The following is a 16,990-nucleotide window of genomic DNA, read 5'->3' as shown; positions in this document are numbered from 1 at the left end:
GAGAATGGCATTATTACAAATTGCTGAGCCGGGGCAAAGTGCCGCACCGCACCAACATAAATTAGCCGTAGGAATTGATCTTGGCACGACCAATTCACTGGTTGCCACCGTACGAAGCGGAATGGCAGAAATTTTGCTTGACGAAAAAGAGCGTGCCTTAACCCCCTCTATCGTGCATTTTCCCGCCAATCAGCCTGTTATCGTAGGTTATGAAGCGGGGGAACTTGCTAGCCTTGATCCACAAAATACTATTATTTCGGTGAAACGTTTAATCGGGCGATCCTTAGCAGATGTGCAACATCGCTACCCGAATTTGCCCTACCGCTTTCAGCAAAGTGAAAACGGCTTACCCGTGTTTGAAACCGCACAGGGGTTGCGTAGCCCCATTGAAGTTTCAAGCGAAATTCTGAAAAAACTGACCGCACTTGCAGAAAAACGTCTTGGCGGTGAATTACAAGGGGCGGTGATTACCGTTCCCGCTTACTTTGACGATGCTCAACGCCAAAGCACCAAAGATGCGGCAGCCCTCGCGGGCTTAAACGTGTTGCGTTTACTCAACGAACCCACTGCCGCTGCTATTGCTTATGGCTTGGATAGCGAACAAGAGGGCGTGATCGCGGTGTATGATTTGGGCGGCGGCACGTTCGATATTTCCATTTTGCGTTTATCCAAAGGTGTGTTTGAAGTGCTGGCAACAGGCGGCGATACCGCACTGGGTGGTGATGATTTCGATCATTTGCTTGCTGATTGGATCGTGGCACAGTCTGGTATTAGTCCACAAAACGATCAGCAAACTCGCGAGCTTTGGCAGTTAGCAAAACAGGCAAAAACCCATTTATCTGATGAGCCAAGTACGGCTATTCAATATCAAAATTGGCAAGGGGAACTCAGTCGTGATGAATTTAATCAGCTGATTGAGCCGTTGCTCAAACGCTCTTTAATGGCGTGTCGCCGTGCCTTAAAAGACGCAGGCATCAGCCCGCAAGAGGTGCGAGAAGTGGTGATGGTTGGCGGCTCAACCCGTGTGCCGTTTGTGCGTGAAAAAGTGGGCGAATTTTTCCAACGTGAGCCATTAACCTCTATCGATCCCGATAAAGTGGTGGCACTGGGGGCAGCAATTCAAGCGGATATTTTAGTCGGCAATAAGCCTGATAGCGAAATGTTGCTACTTGATGTAATTCCGCTCTCTTTAGGCATTGAAACAATGGGCGGTTTGGTGGAAAAAATCATTCCACGCAACACCACAATCCCTGTGGCAAGAGCGCAAGAATTTACCACCTTTAAAGACGGGCAAACCGCGATGAGCGTGCATATCGTACAAGGGGAGCGTGAAATGGTGGCAGATTGTCGTTCGCTCGCTCGTTTCACCTTGCGAGGCATTCCCCCAATGGCAGCAGGGGCAGCACATATTCGCGTTACCTATCAAGTGGACGCGGACGGTCTGCTTAGCGTTACTGCAATGGAAAAATCTACGGGTGTGCAATCTTCCATTCAGGTGAAGCCGTCCTATGGCTTGAGCGATGAAGAAATTGCCGCGATGCTAAAAGCCTCAATGGAAAACGCCAAAGAAGACATTCAAGCGCGTTTATTAGCGGAACAGCGCGTGGAAGCAACCCGTGTGATTGAAAGCGTGCATTCTGCCTTGCAACAGGACGAAAGTCTGCTGAATGATGAAGAATTAAGTGCGGTGAAAAATGCGTTAATTTCGCTGCAAGAATTAGTACAACAAGAAGATAGCCTTGCCATTAAGCAAGGCATTAAAGCCTTGGATCGTGCCACGCAAGAATTTGCCGCACGCCGTATGGATAAATCCATCAGAACGGCACTTTCAGGGCATTCTATTGATGAAATTGAGAATTTTAAGGAATAGTGATTATGGCTAAAGTGATTTTTTTACCTCACGAAACCCTTTGTCCGGAAGGAATGGTGGTGGACGCTGCCGAAGGGGATAATTTATTAGATGTGGCATTAGATGCAGGCATCGAAATTGAACACGCTTGCGATAAATCCTGTGCTTGCACCACTTGCCACGTGATTATTCGCGAAGGCTTTGATAGTTTAAATGAAAGCAGCGAAGCGGAAGACGATATGCTAGATAAGGCTTGGGGCTTAGAAGTAGATAGCCGTTTAAGCTGCCAATGCCAAATTGGTAATGAAGATCTTGTGGTGGAAATTCCAAAATACAGCTTAAACCATGCAAGAGAAGAGCATTAAGCATCGCTAAGCAAAAACTAACTAAGGTTCTAATTGGGGCGGAGTAAAATCCGCCTATCTATTTTATGGTGAAATATGTCGTGATTTGTTTAAGATCAAATCGCTATAACTCATAAAGATTTAGTTTTTGCCTTTTTAGTAATGAGCTTAGATAATAGTCAGCATTGTCCTGACCTTGAATAGAAGGAAAAATATGAAAATCCAACAAACCATTAAGCAAAACCATCTTGGGCTGTTATTCCAACAAGGCTCATTTGGGATTGAAAAAGAGAGCCAGCGTGTACACGCAGACGGTTCTATCGTAACCACTGAACACCCTAAGGTTTTTGGCAATCGATCGTATCACCCTTATATTCAAACGGATTTTGCTGAAAGCCAAGTGGAAATGATCACCCCGCCACAGCATAAATTGGAAGATAGCCTGCGTTGGCTTTCTGCCATTCATCAAGTGGTGTTACGTTCCATTCCTGAAGATGAATATTTGTTTCCGCTAAGTATGCCAGCAGGGTTGCCGCCTGAAGATAAAATTCAGGTCGCTCAATTAGATAACCCCGAAGATGTGGCATATCGTGAGCATTTGGTGAAATCTTACGGCAAAAATAAGCAAATGGTGAGTGGCATTCACTACAACTTCCAGCTTGATCCTGAATTTATTCAGGCCCTGTTTAAGTTGCAAGACAAAGAACAAAGTGCGGTCAGATTTCAGAACGATTTATACCTCAAAATGGCGAAAAATTTCCTTCGCTATCAATGGGTTCTGCTCTATCTACTAGCAGCTACGCCAACGGTGCAAGATAATTATTTCAAACAAGGCAACCCATTAAAAGCGGGGCAATATGTGCGAAGCCTGCGTTCGAGCCAATATGGCTATGTGAATGCTCCTGAAATCAAAGTGTCTTTCGACAGCATTGAGCAATATGTAGAAAGCCTTGAGCATTGGGTAAACAGCGGAAAGCTGATCGCCGAAAAAGAGTTTTATTCCAATGTGCGTTTGCGTGGTGCGAAAAAAGCTCGCGAATTGCTCAACAACGGTATTCAATATTTAGAGTTTCGCTTGTTCGATCTTAACCCGTTCGAGCAATACGGTATCACCCTCAGCGATGCGAAATTTATCCATTATTTCGTCTTATTAATGATTTGGCTTGATGAAACAGTGGATCAAAATGGTGTGGAACTCGGTAAAGCCAGATTGGCTGAAGTGGCATTAGAAAATCCGCTTTCACCAACCCAATATCGCCAAGAGGGAGAAGCCCTGCTCCATCAACTGCTTGCAATGTTGGAAGAAATTCACGCACCGCAAGAAATCAGTGAAATCGTGCAGCAAAAATTACAACAGTTTGCTGATCCGGCTTTAACCCTTGGCGGACGTTTAGTGCAAGCCATTGAAAAAGCGGGCGATTATCAACGCTTAGGGGCGAAGTTAGCACAACAATATAAAGCTAATGCTTTTGAGCGTTTTTATGCATTGGAAGCCTTCGATAATATGGAATTATCCACCCAAGCGTTATTGTTTGATTTGATCCAAAAAGGGATCAAAACGGAAATTTTGGACGAGCAAGATCAGTTCCTTTGCTTGCAAGTGGGCGATCATATTGAGTATGTGAAAAACGGCAATATGACCTCAAAAGACAGCTACATTTCACCATTAATTATGGAAAACAAAGTGGTAACCAAAAAAGTGTTGCACAAAGCAGGCTTTAACGTGCCACAGAGTATGGAATTTACCTCCGCCGAACAAGCGGTGGCGAACTACGGTTTATTTGAAGGGCGTGCGGTGGTAATTAAACCCAAATCCACCAATTACGGCTTAGGCATTACTATTTTCCAACAAGGCGTCAGCAACCGTGAAGATTTTGCCAAAGCCATTGAAATTGCTTTCCGTGAAGATAAAGAAGTGATGGTGGAAGATTATTTAAGTGGTACGGAATATCGTTTCTTTGTGTTGGGTGAAGAAACACTTGCCGTATTATTGCGTGTGTCAGCGAATGTGGTGGGTGATGGCAAACACAGCGTTGCAGAATTAGTCGCGGCAAAAAACGATCACCCATTGCGTGGCGACGGCAGCCGTACCCCACTGAAAAAAATCGCTCTTGGCGATATTGAAAAACTCCAGCTCAAAGAGCAAGGTTTAACCGTGGACAGCATTCCCGATGCGGGGCGTATCGTGCAACTGCGTGCCAATTCAAACATCAGCACAGGCGGCGATAGTATTGATATGACAGATGAAATGCACCCGAGCTATAAAGCCCTCGCGGTGGGCATCACCAAAGCAATGGGGGCTGCGGTGTGTGGCGTGGATCTCATCATTCCAGATCTCCACAAACCTGCTGAACCAAGCCTACAATCTTGGGGCGTGATCGAAGCCAACTTTAATCCAATGATGATGATGCACATTTTCCCTTACTCAGGAAAATCACGCCGTCTCACTTTGGACGTGATTAAAATGTTATTCCCAGAATTACCAAACTAAAAGTGCGGTGCTTTTTTCTAAATTTTAATAAAAATAGGCTTAAATTTTTTAAGCCTATTATTTTATCCTCTAATTAGCTAAGTTAATTACACTTTTAGAAATTATCCTTGCTTATATCAATTCTTGAAACTTGCTATTCCTAATAATCACTATACAATCACTACATTCTTATCACTCTAAATACTTCCAAATTGAAAAATGGCAAAAAAAGAAATAAAAACAGATTTATGGGTTCATAGTCAGCTTACAGAAGCAGGATTAAACCTATCAGCACAAGGCAGTGAAATCAAAGAGATTGATGATGCCTTAAAAACCGCTTCAAAATCAAGGACAGGCAATGTCGGTTATCCAGAGTTTTGTGGTGTTGTAAAAGATTTTTTAATCGTGATTGAAGATAAAGCAGACATCGCAAAGCATAGCAAAAAAGACGAAAATGGCTTAATCGCGCAAGATACAGCAAGTATTAAAGATTATGCGGTTAATGGTGCCTTGCATTATGGCTTACACCTTGCCAAACATACCAGCTATAAAAAAATTATTGCTATTGGGGTTTCTGGTGATGAAAAACGCCACAAAATTACACCGCTCTTTATTAATGAATGTGGCGAATATAAAGAACTAGAAAATTTAGAAACCTTTACTTTGTTTAGTGCAGATAATATTGATGAATATTATTTTAGAAATATTTTAAAAGAACCCACTAATGAAGATAAGACTACCGAAGAAATATTAAAAGATGCTAAGCAGCTGCACGAAGATTTACGCAACTACGGCAGTATTCAAGATAAAGATAAGCCACTCATTGTTTCAGGGATTTTACTTGCTTTAAGAGAAATTGATTTTAAAAACTTCTCACTTGATAACTTAAATGGAGATGATTTAGTTACTGATGGTGATAAAATTTATAAAGCGATACAAGATAATTTAAATCGCGCCCAAGTTCAGCCAGAAGTTAAAAAAGATAAGTTACTCAGTCAATTTTCAGTCATTAAAGATACAAAAGTGATTAATGAAATCAATGAAAATCTGGGAAAAACCCCACTTAAACATTACGCAGAATTTATTGATAAACATATTTATCACAATATTAAATATATTCAGTCTGCAGAAGATTATTTAGGGCGTTTTTACGGCGAATTTATGTCTTACTCGGGTGGTGATGGGCAAACCTTAGGCATTGTTTTAACACCAAAGCATATTGTAGAACTTTTTTGTGATTTAGCAGATTTGAAGCCACAAGATAAGGTCTTTGATCCTTGCTGCGGCACAGGTGGCTTTTTAATTGCCGCCATGCACCATATGCTACAGCAAGCAGACAGTGACGCACAGAAACGAAAAATCAAAAAAGAACAATTACATGGCATTGAATTACAGCCTTATATGTTCACCATCGCCACAACCAATATGATTTTACGCGGTGATGGAAAGAGTAATTTAGAGCAAGAGGACTTCATTAAACAAAATCCTGCACAGCTACAACTTAAAGGCTGTAATGTCGGAATGATGAATCCACCTTATTCACAAGGCTCAAAAACCAATCCTAATCTTTATGAAATTGCCTTTACTGAACAATTATTAGATAGCATTGTAGAAGATGGAAAAGCTATCGTAATTGTTCCTCAATCTTCTATGACAGGCAAAAGCAAAGAAGAGCAGGCAATAAAAACTAATATCTTAAAAAATCATACTTTAGAAGGTGTTATTACTCTTAATAAAAATACTTTTTATGGAGTGGGTACTAATCCTTGTATTGCAATTTTTACTACAGGCGTTCCACATAATAAAGATAAAATTGTGAAATTTATCAATTTTGAAAATGATGGTTTTGAAGTACAAAAGCATATTGGCTTGGTAGAAACCCCTTATGCTAAAGATAAAAAGAGCCATCTTTTAGATGTATGGTTTGATCGCATTGAAGCAGAAAATAAATTCTGTGTAAAAACTACCATTGAAGCCGAAGATGAATGGCTGCATTCTTTTTATTATTTCAATGATGAAATCCCTAGTGAAGTAGATTTTGAGAAAACCATTGCGGATTATCTCACTTTTGAAGTAAATATGATTACCCATGGGCGAGGATATTTATTTGGCTTAAAAGAAAATGAGGAATAATAAAATGGCAAAGTTAAAATTAACGGATAGAGAGTGGGCTAGCTTCTTTATTGGTGGTGAAAATGGAATTTTTAATATAGAAGCAACTCAAAGTGGAATTGATAAGAACAAATTAAAAACAGCCAAAGATGGAAAAACACCTTATATCACAAGAAGTGAGACAGATAATGGTATAAATCTATTTGTTCCTGATGAACAAATGAGAAAATATAAAAAAGACGATGGTAATGTTATTACTATTGGATTAGATACTCAAACAGTGTTTTATCAAAAAAATAGTTTCTGGACGGGGCAAAATATTCAAATATTGAAAAATGATAATTTGAATTACTGGGTCGCAATGTTTCTTATTCCGTTATTAAAAATACAAATGGAAAAATTTTCTTGGGGAGGGAATGGTGCTACATTAGGCAGGCTAAATAGAACCCAAATAATGCTTCCAATCTATTCAGATTATCAACCAGACTGGCAATTTATGGAAGACTATATAAAGCAAAAAGAGGAAGAGAAAATAAAACAGCTTATTGATTACTATACCCAACAAGCGACCGACATTCTAATACAAACGGCTTCCATTACCGATAGAGAATGGAAAGCCTTTCCTTTTAATGAAATTTTTGAAGAAATTCAAAGGGGAAAACGCCTAACAAAAAGTAATCAAATAGAGGGAGATATTCCCTATATTTCTTCATCAGCAACACAAAATGGCGTAGACAATTTTATTAGTAATGAAAAAAATGTCAGGAAATTTGGAAATTGTTTAACTATCGCGAATAGTGGCAGTGTAGGCGCTACCTTTTTTCATCATTATCAATTTATTGCTAGTGACCATGTTACTGAATTAAAACTTGAACGACCTAATAAATATGTTTATCTCTTTTTAGCAAGTATCATTAAAAGATTAGAAGAAAAATACTCTTTCAATCGCGAAATTAATGATAAACGCATTCAGCGAGAAAAAATATTATTGCCCATAAATGATAATACCGAGCCCGACTGGCAATTTATGGAAGATTTTATACGTCAGTTAGAAAAAAATAAGATTGAAACCATATTAAAATACTATAACACTATGATAAATAATGAAAAATCCGAGCGGGGGGGGGGTGGCACACCTTCTTAAAGATTACAAGTGGTCTGCGTTTAAAATTTCTGATATATGTGAGATTTTTTCAGGTGTTCGCTTAACTAAACAAGATATGAATGAAGGGGAAACCCCTTTTATTGGTGCAAGCGATTCTAATAATGGGGTAACCGCTTTTATTAATAACCATAATGCTAGTGTGGATAGCGATGTTTTAGGGGTAAATTATAATGGTAGTGTGGTAGAAAATTTCTATCACCCCTATCAAGCTTTATTTTCAGATGATGTAAAACGCGTAAAAATCAAGAACTATCAGGGTAAATATGCTTATTTATTTTTAAAAACTGCCATTTTAAAACAGAAGAAAAAGTATCAATATGGTTATAAATTTAATGCCACTAGAATGGCTAAACAAAAAATTCTACTTCCAGTAAATCATCTAAATCAACCAGATTGGGAAGGAATGGAAATTTATATGCAACGATTGGAATTACAAAAAATTACCCAATATATAAAAAGTTTGCATAATCCTAAATCAAGAATTTTGACAAATAACTAAAAGCGCGGTACTTTTTTTCTAAATTTTAATAAAAATAGGCTTAAAAATTTAAGCCTATTTTTTATACTTGAAATAATTTTATTGGCGCTTTGCTAAGGCTGAAGTGGCGTATTGTTGCAATGCGTTTAATTCTTGCTTTCCTTTTTCCGATAACACTTTATTATCTTGTAAAATTTGGCTTGAACGGGCGACAATAAATTCTAAATAGGTTTTATTGCCCAGTTTTTCAAATTGTTCTTTGGCAAAATACATATCGGCAAAATCTTTATTAATTTGTGAAAGTAATAATTTTTGTCCGACTAATATCATCAGAGCAATCACAAGGGCAATCACCGTGCCGTAGCCTTTGGTTGGATAGTAGGCAATTCCGCCAATAATAAAAAGTGCAGTAATTAATTTGGAGCTATTTTTTAAGTACCCTTCACTTTCGGGGGCTTTGATCAGATCTTTAAACTTCATTAAATATTCCTTCTTTTGCTCTCTTGCCAACTGATAATAAAAAAGCGGTTTATTCACTAAACCGCCCGATAAATTAAGCTAAGATACCAAAATAATATCCTACGATGCCAACACCGAATAAGGCAAAAATAATGTACATTGCGTTCACTTTTTTCTGTAATAAGTACATACACAAGAAAGTTAAACCTAATGCGGCAAGCCCCGGAAGCAATTCATTTAACACGCTTTGTACTGTTGTTACCACTTCTTGCCCTTGCGAGTTGACATAGCGCGAGAGTTCAAGTGGAATATTGATGGTTGTCCATTTGGATACCAGCGCCCCCATTACAAATAACCCCAAAATAGAGGCCCCTTGGGTTAATTTTTGTAAGCGACCACCGCCCATATCTTGCACGATTTCCGTGCCTTTTGCATAACCATAATGGAAACCATACCAACGGGTTAAAGCACGGAAAATGTTAATGCCGATAAAGAATAGCAATGGCCCTAATAGGCTTCCGCTAATGGCTAACCCTGCCCCTAAGGCTGCAAGAACGGGGCGTAATGTTCCCCAGAAAATTGGATCGCCAACGCCAGCTAATGGCCCCATTAACCCCACTTTTACACCACTAATCGCCGCATCATCAATGTCTGTCGCACCGTTAGCACGCTCTTGCTCCATTGCAGCGGTTACACCAATGATTGATGATGCAACCCAAGGCTGGGTATTAAAAAATTCAAGGTGGCGTTTTAATGCATCGGCTTGATCTTCTTTTTTGCTATATAAGCGTTTGATTGCGGGGATCATCGATACACAAAAACCCATTGCTTGCATACGCTCAAAGTTAAATGAGCCTAATAAAAATGTCGAACGCCAGTAAGTGCTACGAATATCGGCTTTCGTTAATTGTTTTTTCTCTGACATAATCAATTCCTTCTCTTATAGACCTTCAAGTTCATCATCGGCAAGTTCTTTTTTCGCACTTGCAGCAGGCAAGGTTGCCTGATTAAAACGTGGGTTTAATTGAATATAAATTAATGCTAAACAAGCCCCTAATAAACCTAAGCCAACAAGGTTATAGTTAGAGAATGAAGCAATCACAAAGCCCACGAAGAAGAACGGCATTAATGCGCCAGCACGCATCATATTAATCACCATTGCATAACCCACAACCACGATGAAGCCCCCTGCAATTTGCAAGCCACGAGTTACCACTTCAGGAATCGCATTTAAAGCTGTGGTTACGGTATCTGTGCCTGCCACTAATGCCACGAAGAAAGTTGGAATAGCCACCCTTAACGCTTGTAAGGCTAGTCCTGAAAAATGGCACAATTCAATACCTCTGAAATTCGCCTGTTTAGCAAAATCATTGGCTTTATGTTGTAAGAAAATCGTGAGGGTTCGTACAAAAATGGTTAGCACCTGCCCTGCCGCTGCCACAGGAATAGCGATAGCGATCGCCGTGCCTTTATCTTGCCCACCTTTGATCACCAAAATAGCTGCGATCACCGAGGCTAAGGCTGCATCAGGCGCCATTGCTGCCCCAACGTTCATCCAGCCAAGGGCAAGCATTTCAAGCGTACCGCCAATAATAATGCCAGAAGTAATATCACCTAGCACTAAACCAATCAGCGTACAAGCCACTAGTGGACGGTGAGTTTGTCTTTCATCTAACACGCTCCCCATACCGCAAATCGCAGCAACAAGGGTTACGAGGATAATTTCCATCGTTGTCATAAATAAGTCCTCTTAATTAAAATTTTAATGCGTCAAGTTTTTGTTTGGTTAATGGCTCTTTCGGACTGCTTGCTACTTGTTGCAAGCTCAGATCAACCCCTAAATCTAATAATTTGCGGAAGGCTTCCACATCTTGTTGATTAACCGTAACCGCTTGTGAAAGCTGTTGATTGCCTTCTTTATAAGTCATACCGCCTACATTCACTTTATCCACTTTCACGCCCCCTTCAATTAGGCGAACAATATCTGTTGGATTGGTTACTAGCCACAGAATATTCTTCCCTGCGTATTTCGGATTGTGGTAAACCTTAATGGCTTTTTCTACGGGGATCACATAGGATTTCAAATGTTCTGGCGCAACTTGCAAGAGCAAATCACGGCGGATTGGATCTTCAGACACTTCATCACTCACCGCAAAAATCGCTTCGCACTTCACCGCTTTTGCCCAAGAGGTCGCCACCTGACCGTGGATTAAACGGCTATCAATGCGTAATAAAGAAATATTCATATTTCCAGTAAGTGCGGTGCTTTTTTCTGAGGTTTTTGGTGTTTCTGAAGTGGTAGCCTGAACGGGTGCTGCCTGTTTTGTTGTGCTTTTCTCAGGCTGGAACGAACGCACTGCCGCCACGCCCACTTCTTTTGCCGTACTCACTAATTCTGCGAGAGAAGCGTCGTCTTTAGCATCTAACACTTCAAGCAACATTGGCAAATTCACCCCCGTTACAATATCTGTATTTTCCCCACGCATTGTGGCAACACGGCTTGCCGCGTTATAAGGGCTACCACCAAATAAATCCACCAAAAATAAAACAGGTTCATTCTCTGGTAATTGGGCAATAATCGCCTGATATTTCTCAACTAAATGCTCACCACCCTCACCCGGTAAAAAGGTTACAACGTGGGTATTTTCATCTTCGCCGTAAACCATTGCCGCTGAATTTACCAGTTCTTCTGAAAATTTACCGTGCGTTGCAACAATAATATGGGTCATATAACCTCCAAATTTGTTTGAAAAAACGTTTCAGCAAAATAAGTAAAGCAATGCAATCGATTGCAATGCTAAGAAAGTGTAATCCTAATTTTTTGTAGATTAAACGTCTTTTTGCTGAAAATATGATCTGTATCATAAAAAGAAACAAAGGAAATTAGCAGGAATTTTTCGAACCTTTACTTTTCACGGTGGGATTCTTAGAATGAAAAATACAAATGGGCTAGATAAAGGCGTAAATCGAATGGCATATAAAATGGTTTTCTCAGATATGGACGGTACATTACTCAATAGCCAACATCAAATTACCCCCGCAACGGTGCAGTCCATACAACGCATTATGCAAAAAGGCATTCCTTTTATTCCTGTTTCCGCTCGCCCTCCTTACGCCATTTTGCCTTAGTATGGAACAACTTCATAATGAAAATGAGATTATCTGTTATAGTGGTGCATTAATTTTGGACAAAAATCTCACCGCACTTTATTCCATCACCTTAGAAAATACGCTTTTGCCTCAGCTGGAGCAGATCTTAGCCCACCACCCTACGCTTTCAGTGAGCTATTATTCTCATCTTGATTGGTTTACCACAGATTTAGACAGTCATTGGATTAAGCAAGAAAGCGAAATCACAGGGCTAACAGCAAAAGAAAAACCGCAATATTTAAGCAATGTACACAAAATCTTATTAATGGGAGAAGCGACACAGATTGAGCAAATTGAACCTTTGCTCAAACAACAATTTCCACAGCTTTCTATCCACCGTTCCAAAAAAGAATATTTAGAAATAATGAATAAAGCGGCGACCAAAGCTAATGCCATTCAATTTATGGCACAGCGAGCAGCCGTAGATAAAGCAGACATTATTGCCTTTGGTGATAATTTTAATGATCTTGATATGTTGGAATATGTGGGCTTAGGCATTGCAATGGGAAATTCGCCAGAGGAAATTAAACGCATTGCTAAACAAATCACTGTAAGTAATGACAAAGATGGAATCGCTTTTTCCTTAAATAAACTTTTTTAAATGCTAAGCAATAGCTATTATTTCAATGTTGCTATACTAGCTTTTTTTCCATTAACAATGTATAAAAATATAATAAAAAACCTATGTAATAAGGACGGTATTATGCCAACACTAAGTGTCGCGATGATTGTTAAAAATGAGAGCCAATATTTAGCTCAATGTTTAGACAGCGTGAAAGATTGGGTTGATGAAATTGTTATTTTGGATTCGGGCAGTACCGATAATACAAAAGAAATCGCTTTGCAATATGGGGCAAAATTTTATCAACATACCGATTGGCAAGGCTTTGGCAAACAACGCCAACTTGCCCAGCAATATGTTACGTCTGATTATGTGTTATGGCTAGACGCTGATGAGCGGGTAACCGATGAGTTACGGGAAAATATTCAGCAAGCGGTGGCAAACAATTTGCCTAATGTAGTGTATGATATTCCACGCATTAGTGAAGTGTTCGGACGTTTAATTCGTCATTCAGGCTGGTATCCCGATTATGTCGTACGCCTCTACTCAACCCAATATGCGGGCTACAATGATGCCTTAGTTCACGAAAAAGTGGTGTATCCAGCTAATACAAAAGTAGAAAAATTGTCGGGTAACTTGCTGCATTATCCTTATAAAAATTTGCATCATTACTTGGTGAAATCGGCTAACTATGCACAAGCTTGGGCAGAACAACGACAAAGACAAGGAAAAAAAGCCTCGCTGTTACAAGGTGTTACCCACGCCATAGGCTGTTTTGTCAAAATGTACTTGGTAAAAGCGGGCTTCTTAGACGGCAAACAAGGATTTCTGTTGGCGGTGTTGTCGGCTCATTCCACCTTTGTCAAATATGCGGATTTGTGGATCAGAACAAAGTAAAAATAAATAAAGTGCGGTATAAAAAACACCGATTTTTCTGACTGCACTTTACTTGAGCTTAACGCCACTGTTCGCGAATAAAATCTTGAATTTGCGGGAAGATTTGTGCGATTTGAATAGTCGTAAGCGTTTTCTCTTCATTTTGTGGACAAAATGCCAAATGGCGTGCGGGGTCGTTAATCGGCTGCCAGCGTAACGGTGTTGCGGAGCGGTGGCTCGGGTAAAAGCCAATGGTTGGTACATTCAATGCTCCGCAAATATGCAGTGGGCCTGTTGAACCCGCAATAAAGAGATCCGCACAAGCTAAAGAGGCGGTGAAATCTGCTAAACCCTCATTTTTATCATAAATCACCACGCGTTCATTATTGACAAGCTGGGCGAGTTGCTGAGCTTTTTCGCTTTCATTTGGCCCCGCGGTCAAAATAATATCCGCCTGAAATTGTTGCAACAATGAGGTGATCAACTCGGCATATTGGGCTAAAGAGAGATTATTGGCGGAGCCACCTGTACCACTATGTACAAAAATCCACTTTTTATTTTCTGCGATGCCTAGCTGGGTTTTCAATTTGTTTTTTTGGGCTAGCAAGGTTTCTTGCGGAAAGGTTAAATAAGGCGGTTGAGGCTCAATAATCTGCCACTGCTGATCGCGTAAAAACGCACGGGCTAAATCCAAATTATATTCAAATTCAGGTTTCAAGGAACGCGAACGGCGTTGGGTTAGGCGATGATTATAGGCGATTTGAGCGAATTTAGTGGCTGGGGCAAGGCGGTATTTGATACCACTTAGCCACACTAATTTTGCATTATGCCAATTTGAGAAGAAGCTAATCACGCCATCAAAATGTTGGGCTTTGATCGCTTGTAAAACCTGCTTAAATTGGGCTTTACTTTTTTTATCTTGCACATCAATGATGATCTTATCAATATCAGGGCAAAGCTGTGCCATTGGTGCGGTATATTGTGGAACCAGTGCGGTTATGTGGAGTTGTGGATTGGCTTTTTTTAATAATGCCAATGCGGGGAAAATCAGGACGAAATCGCCTAATTTATCATTGCGAATAACGAGTAATTTTTGCATAGTAATTCTGTGGCTGTGCTGAAAAATACGAATGGGGCATTGTAACAAAGAAGTGCGTGGGTTGTCGCTAATTTATCCGCCTTTCGTGTAAAAGTGCGGTGATATTTTCTTGCATTTTTTGCAAATAAGAGTACAATCCACAGGCTTTTTGTCTATATATACAGAGAAAAAAGTAAGCATTCCCACTCCTTCGATGTGGGTTTTCTTTTCGTAATTATTAATTAGAGGAAGGTTATGGTAACCATTCGTTTATCTCGTGGCGGTTCTAAAAAACGCCCATTTTACCAAATTGTAGTTGCTGACAGCCGTTGCCCACGCGATGGTCGTTTTATTGAGCGTGTTGGCTTTTTCAACCCATTAGCCGCTGGTAAAGCTGAGCGTCTTCGTATCGATCTTGAGCGTGTTAATGCTTGGGTTGAAAAAGGGGCGAGTTTATCTGATCGCGTAACTTCTTTGGTAAAAGAAGCGAAAAAAGCTGCATAATTGCAGATTTTGAGATTTATAGGTGAATAAAATGACGCAACAAAGAATCGAAGTGGTTGGCAAATTAGGCTCGACATATGGTATTCGCGGTTGGTTACGCATTTATTCATCAACAGAACAAGCGGAAAGCATTTTTGATTATCAGCCTTGGTTTTTAAAAATCAAAGGACAATGGCAACCCACTGAGCTTGAAAGCTGGAAACATCATAATCACGAACTGATCGTTAAATTGAAAAATATTGATGATCGTGAGATAGCACAAACCCTCACCAATGTTGAAATTGGGGTGGATTTATCTGTATTCCCTGAACTTGAAGATGGGGATTATTATTGGCACGATTTAATTGGCTGCCAAGTGGTGAATCTGCAAGGTTACAATATGGGAACGGTGGCGGAAATGATGGAGACGGGCTCAAATGATGTGCTGGTTGTGCGGGCGAGTCAAAAAGATGCTTTCGGCAAACAAGAGCGGTTAATTCCGTTTTTGTATGAACAAGTAGTTAAAAGAGTAGATCTCACCACCAAGACTATTGAAGTGGATTGGGACGCTGGTTTCTAAACTCAGGCATACAGTAAGCTTTAGGCTGTAGCATTTCGAGCCTACAAATTAGGAAAATAACAATGTGGATTGGTCTTGTTTCATTGTTCCCCGAAATGTTTAAAGCGATTACAGAGTATGGGGTAACAGGCAGAGCCGTAAAACAAAATCTCTTGCAAATACAGTGTTGGAATCCGCGTGATTTCACCACGGATAAACATAAAACCGTTGATGATCGCCCTTATGGCGGCGGGCCTGGAATGTTAATGATGGTGCAACCATTGCGTGAGGCAATCCAAGCGGCTAAAACGGCAGCAGGAGAAAGGGCAAAGGTAATTTATCTTTCTCCACAAGGACGGAAACTCGATCAATGCGGCGTAACAGAGCTGGCAAAAAATCAGAAATTGATTTTCGTCTGCGGGCGTTATGAAGGCATTGATGAGCGAGTAATCCAAACTGAAATTGATGAAGAATGGTCAGTGGGTGATTACGTTCTTACGGGGGGAGAGCTGCCAGCAATGACATTAATTGATGCCGTTGCAAGGTTTATTCCAAGAGTGCTAGGCAAGCAAGCCTCTGCAGAAGAAGATTCTTTTGCTGACGGTTTATTAGATTGCCCGCACTATACTCGGCCAGAGGTGCTAGACGGAATGTCAGTGCCTGCGGTGTTGATGTCGGGTAACCACGCAGAAATTCGTAAATGGCGGTTAAAACAATCGCTATTAAGAACGTGGTTAAGACGCCCTGAGCTATTGGAAAGCCTAGCTCTGACTGACGAACAACGGAAACTGCTGGCGCAAGTCAAACTTGAACAGCAAGCAAATAAAGTTGATTAGTTGATTGCGAGTTTAACCATTCGCAAAATCATCAGTTAATACTAGGATCTTAGAAGGATTACACAATGAGTAACATCATTAAACAAATTGAACAAGAACAATTAAAACAAAACGTACCTAGCTTCCGCCCAGGTGATACTTTAGAAGTTAAAGTATGGGTTGTTGAAGGTAGTAAACGTCGTCTGCAAGCATTCGAAGGCGTGGTTATTGCAATTCGTAACCGTGGCTTGCACAGTGCATTCACTTTACGTAAAATTTCTAACGGTGTAGGCGTTGAGCGTGTATTCCAAACTCACTCACCAGTTATCGACAGCATCGCCGTGAAACGTAAAGGTGCAGTGCGTAAAGCGAAACTTTACTACTTACGCGAACGTTCAGGTAAATCTGCACGTATTAAAGAGCGTCTTGGTGATTAATTCTCTTTCTGTCTAAGAGAATGAAATGAAGAGGGCTGGTAGCAAAATGAAGCAAACCAGTCCTTTTTTATATTCGATGGCATTACTGTTTGAGTTAAAAATAATTTTCTGTTACTTCATTGTTGCTATGCCATCTACATCTAGTACTTGTTG

General features: G+C 40.3%; 16 protein-coding genes and 1 pseudogene. 12 read left to right on the top strand and 5 right to left on the bottom strand.

Translation table 11 applies throughout. The annotated features are described in order from the left end of the window. The first annotated feature begins 4 nt into the window (after positions 1 to 4). From hscA to DXZ23_RS13280, 6 genes are all read left to right on the top strand, one after another. Positions 5 to 1,870 carry a Fe-S protein assembly chaperone HscA gene (hscA, locus tag DXZ23_RS13305; RefSeq protein ID WP_017805155.1) on the top strand — a complete coding sequence of 622 codons (1,866 nt, stop codon included), beginning with the start codon at positions 5 to 7 and terminating at the stop codon, positions 1,868 to 1,870. 5 nt (positions 1,871 to 1,875) lie between these two features. Further along, positions 1,876 to 2,214 (top strand): ISC system 2Fe-2S type ferredoxin, encoded by a 339-nt coding sequence (gene fdx / locus DXZ23_RS13300; RefSeq protein WP_017805156.1) that lies wholly within the window; start codon positions 1,876 to 1,878, stop codon positions 2,212 to 2,214. Positions 2,215 to 2,407: 193 nt separating this feature from the next. Then, on the top strand, positions 2,408 to 4,684 hold the full coding sequence (gene gshAB / locus DXZ23_RS13295) for a bifunctional glutamate--cysteine ligase GshA/glutathione synthetase GshB (RefSeq protein WP_017805157.1): 2,277 nt from the start codon (positions 2,408 to 2,410) through the stop codon (positions 4,682 to 4,684). 198 nt (positions 4,685 to 4,882) lie between these two features. Then, the gene (locus tag DXZ23_RS13290; RefSeq protein ID WP_017805158.1) at positions 4,883 to 6,796 is read left to right on the top strand and encodes an HsdM family class I SAM-dependent methyltransferase; all 1,914 of its coding nucleotides are present in this window, start codon (positions 4,883 to 4,885) and stop codon (positions 6,794 to 6,796) included. Between the two features lie 4 nt (positions 6,797 to 6,800). Beyond that, positions 6,801 to 7,919 (top strand): restriction endonuclease subunit S, encoded by a 1,119-nt coding sequence (locus DXZ23_RS13285; protein ID WP_114995540.1) that lies wholly within the window; start codon positions 6,801 to 6,803, stop codon positions 7,917 to 7,919. Beyond that, entirely contained in the window at positions 7,879 to 8,439 is a 561-nt protein-coding gene (locus tag DXZ23_RS13280; protein WP_114995538.1) for a restriction endonuclease subunit S, read from the top strand. The genes DXZ23_RS13285 and DXZ23_RS13280 overlap by 41 nt, the downstream gene beginning before the upstream one ends. A 78-nt stretch (positions 8,440 to 8,517) precedes the next feature. On the opposite strand, the gene DXZ23_RS13275 is transcribed toward DXZ23_RS13280, so the two are convergent. From DXZ23_RS13275 to DXZ23_RS13260, 4 genes are all read right to left on the bottom strand, one after another. Further along, positions 8,518 to 8,898 (bottom strand): hypothetical protein, encoded by a 381-nt coding sequence (locus DXZ23_RS13275; protein WP_017805161.1) that lies wholly within the window; start codon positions 8,896 to 8,898, stop codon positions 8,518 to 8,520. A gap of 73 nt (positions 8,899 to 8,971) precedes the next feature. Next, entirely contained in the window at positions 8,972 to 9,802 is an 831-nt protein-coding gene (gene manZ / locus DXZ23_RS13270) for a PTS mannose transporter subunit IID (protein WP_017805162.1), read from the bottom strand. A gap of 15 nt (positions 9,803 to 9,817) precedes the next feature. Continuing rightward, a complete protein-coding gene (locus DXZ23_RS13265) occupies positions 9,818 to 10,615 on the bottom strand; it encodes a PTS mannose/fructose/sorbose transporter subunit IIC (protein ID WP_017805163.1) in 798 nt (265 codons plus the stop codon). A gap of 16 nt (positions 10,616 to 10,631) precedes the next feature. After that, a complete protein-coding gene (locus DXZ23_RS13260) occupies positions 10,632 to 11,606 on the bottom strand; it encodes a mannose/fructose/sorbose PTS transporter subunit IIB (protein WP_017805164.1) in 975 nt (324 codons plus the stop codon). Positions 11,607 to 11,847: 241 nt separating this feature from the next. Here DXZ23_RS13260 and DXZ23_RS13255 point away from each other — a divergent pair. Together DXZ23_RS13255 and DXZ23_RS13250 are read left to right on the top strand one after the other, a co-directional pair. Then, a pseudogene (locus tag DXZ23_RS13255) lies at positions 11,848 to 12,628 on the top strand (Cof-type HAD-IIB family hydrolase). A 102-nt stretch (positions 12,629 to 12,730) separates the two neighbouring features. Continuing rightward, positions 12,731 to 13,486, top strand: a complete 756-nt coding sequence (locus DXZ23_RS13250; protein ID WP_017805165.1) for a glycosyltransferase family 2 protein — start codon at positions 12,731 to 12,733, stop codon at positions 13,484 to 13,486. Positions 13,487 to 13,544: 58 nt separating this feature from the next. Here DXZ23_RS13250 and DXZ23_RS13245 read toward each other — a convergent pair whose 3' ends face one another. Beyond that, entirely contained in the window at positions 13,545 to 14,564 is a 1,020-nt protein-coding gene (locus tag DXZ23_RS13245; protein ID WP_017805166.1) for a glycosyltransferase family 9 protein, read from the bottom strand. Between the two features lie 234 nt (positions 14,565 to 14,798). Between DXZ23_RS13245 and rpsP the strand changes: the two genes are divergently transcribed. The 4 genes from rpsP to rplS all read left to right on the top strand — a co-directional run bounded on the left by rpsP (position 14,799) and on the right by rplS (position 16,837). Beyond that, positions 14,799 to 15,047 (top strand): 30S ribosomal protein S16, encoded by a 249-nt coding sequence (gene rpsP, locus DXZ23_RS13240; protein WP_017805167.1) that lies wholly within the window; start codon positions 14,799 to 14,801, stop codon positions 15,045 to 15,047. Between the two features lie 31 nt (positions 15,048 to 15,078). Further along, positions 15,079 to 15,606, top strand: coding sequence for a ribosome maturation factor RimM (gene rimM / locus DXZ23_RS13235; protein ID WP_017805168.1), 528 nt, complete (start codon positions 15,079 to 15,081; stop codon positions 15,604 to 15,606). Between the two features lie 62 nt (positions 15,607 to 15,668). Then, positions 15,669 to 16,421 carry a tRNA (guanosine(37)-N1)-methyltransferase TrmD gene (gene trmD / locus DXZ23_RS13230; protein WP_017805169.1) on the top strand — a complete coding sequence of 251 codons (753 nt, stop codon included), beginning with the start codon at positions 15,669 to 15,671 and terminating at the stop codon, positions 16,419 to 16,421. Between the two features lie 65 nt (positions 16,422 to 16,486). Then, positions 16,487 to 16,837 carry a 50S ribosomal protein L19 gene (gene rplS / locus DXZ23_RS13225; protein ID WP_017805170.1) on the top strand — a complete coding sequence of 117 codons (351 nt, stop codon included), beginning with the start codon at positions 16,487 to 16,489 and terminating at the stop codon, positions 16,835 to 16,837. Positions 16,838 to 16,990 lie beyond the last annotated feature (153 nt).

Origin of the sequence: Avibacterium paragallinarum (genome assembly GCF_900450705.1) — a bacterium.
In the GTDB taxonomy this organism is placed as follows: Bacteria; Pseudomonadota; Gammaproteobacteria; order Enterobacterales; family Pasteurellaceae; genus Avibacterium; species Avibacterium paragallinarum.
This window is presented reverse-complemented; position numbering and strand designations above follow the sequence as displayed.

What these genes read in the sequence shown, in the direction of transcription:
- manZ (WP_017805162.1), bottom strand. Translation starts at nt 9,802, where the DNA reads ATGTCAGAGAAAAAACAATTAACGAAAGCCGATATTCGTAGCACTTAC.
- DXZ23_RS13260 (WP_017805164.1), bottom strand. Translation starts at nt 11,606, where the DNA reads ATGACCCATATTATTGTTGCAACGCACGGTAAATTTTCAGAAGAACTG.
- trmD (WP_017805169.1), top strand. Translation starts at nt 15,669, where the DNA reads ATGTGGATTGGTCTTGTTTCATTGTTCCCCGAAATGTTTAAAGCGATT.
- DXZ23_RS13275 (WP_017805161.1), bottom strand. Translation starts at nt 8,898, where the DNA reads ATGAAGTTTAAAGATCTGATCAAAGCCCCCGAAAGTGAAGGGTACTTA.
- DXZ23_RS13245 (WP_017805166.1), bottom strand. Translation starts at nt 14,564, where the DNA reads ATGCAAAAATTACTCGTTATTCGCAATGATAAATTAGGCGATTTCGTC.
- hscA (WP_017805155.1), top strand. Translation starts at nt 5, where the DNA reads ATGGCATTATTACAAATTGCTGAGCCGGGGCAAAGTGCCGCACCGCAC.
- rpsP (WP_017805167.1), top strand. Translation starts at nt 14,799, where the DNA reads ATGGTAACCATTCGTTTATCTCGTGGCGGTTCTAAAAAACGCCCATTT.
- rimM (WP_017805168.1), top strand. Translation starts at nt 15,079, where the DNA reads ATGACGCAACAAAGAATCGAAGTGGTTGGCAAATTAGGCTCGACATAT.
- fdx (WP_017805156.1), top strand. Translation starts at nt 1,876, where the DNA reads ATGGCTAAAGTGATTTTTTTACCTCACGAAACCCTTTGTCCGGAAGGA.
- DXZ23_RS13250 (WP_017805165.1), top strand. Translation starts at nt 12,731, where the DNA reads ATGCCAACACTAAGTGTCGCGATGATTGTTAAAAATGAGAGCCAATAT.
- DXZ23_RS13265 (WP_017805163.1), bottom strand. Translation starts at nt 10,615, where the DNA reads ATGACAACGATGGAAATTATCCTCGTAACCCTTGTTGCTGCGATTTGC.
- rplS (WP_017805170.1), top strand. Translation starts at nt 16,487, where the DNA reads ATGAGTAACATCATTAAACAAATTGAACAAGAACAATTAAAACAAAAC.
- DXZ23_RS13285 (WP_114995540.1), top strand. Translation starts at nt 6,801, where the DNA reads ATGGCAAAGTTAAAATTAACGGATAGAGAGTGGGCTAGCTTCTTTATT.
- DXZ23_RS13280 (WP_114995538.1), top strand. Translation starts at nt 7,879, where the DNA reads ATGAAAAATCCGAGCGGGGGGGGGGTGGCACACCTTCTTAAAGATTAC.
- DXZ23_RS13290 (WP_017805158.1), top strand. Translation starts at nt 4,883, where the DNA reads ATGGCAAAAAAAGAAATAAAAACAGATTTATGGGTTCATAGTCAGCTT.
- gshAB (WP_017805157.1), top strand. Translation starts at nt 2,408, where the DNA reads ATGAAAATCCAACAAACCATTAAGCAAAACCATCTTGGGCTGTTATTC.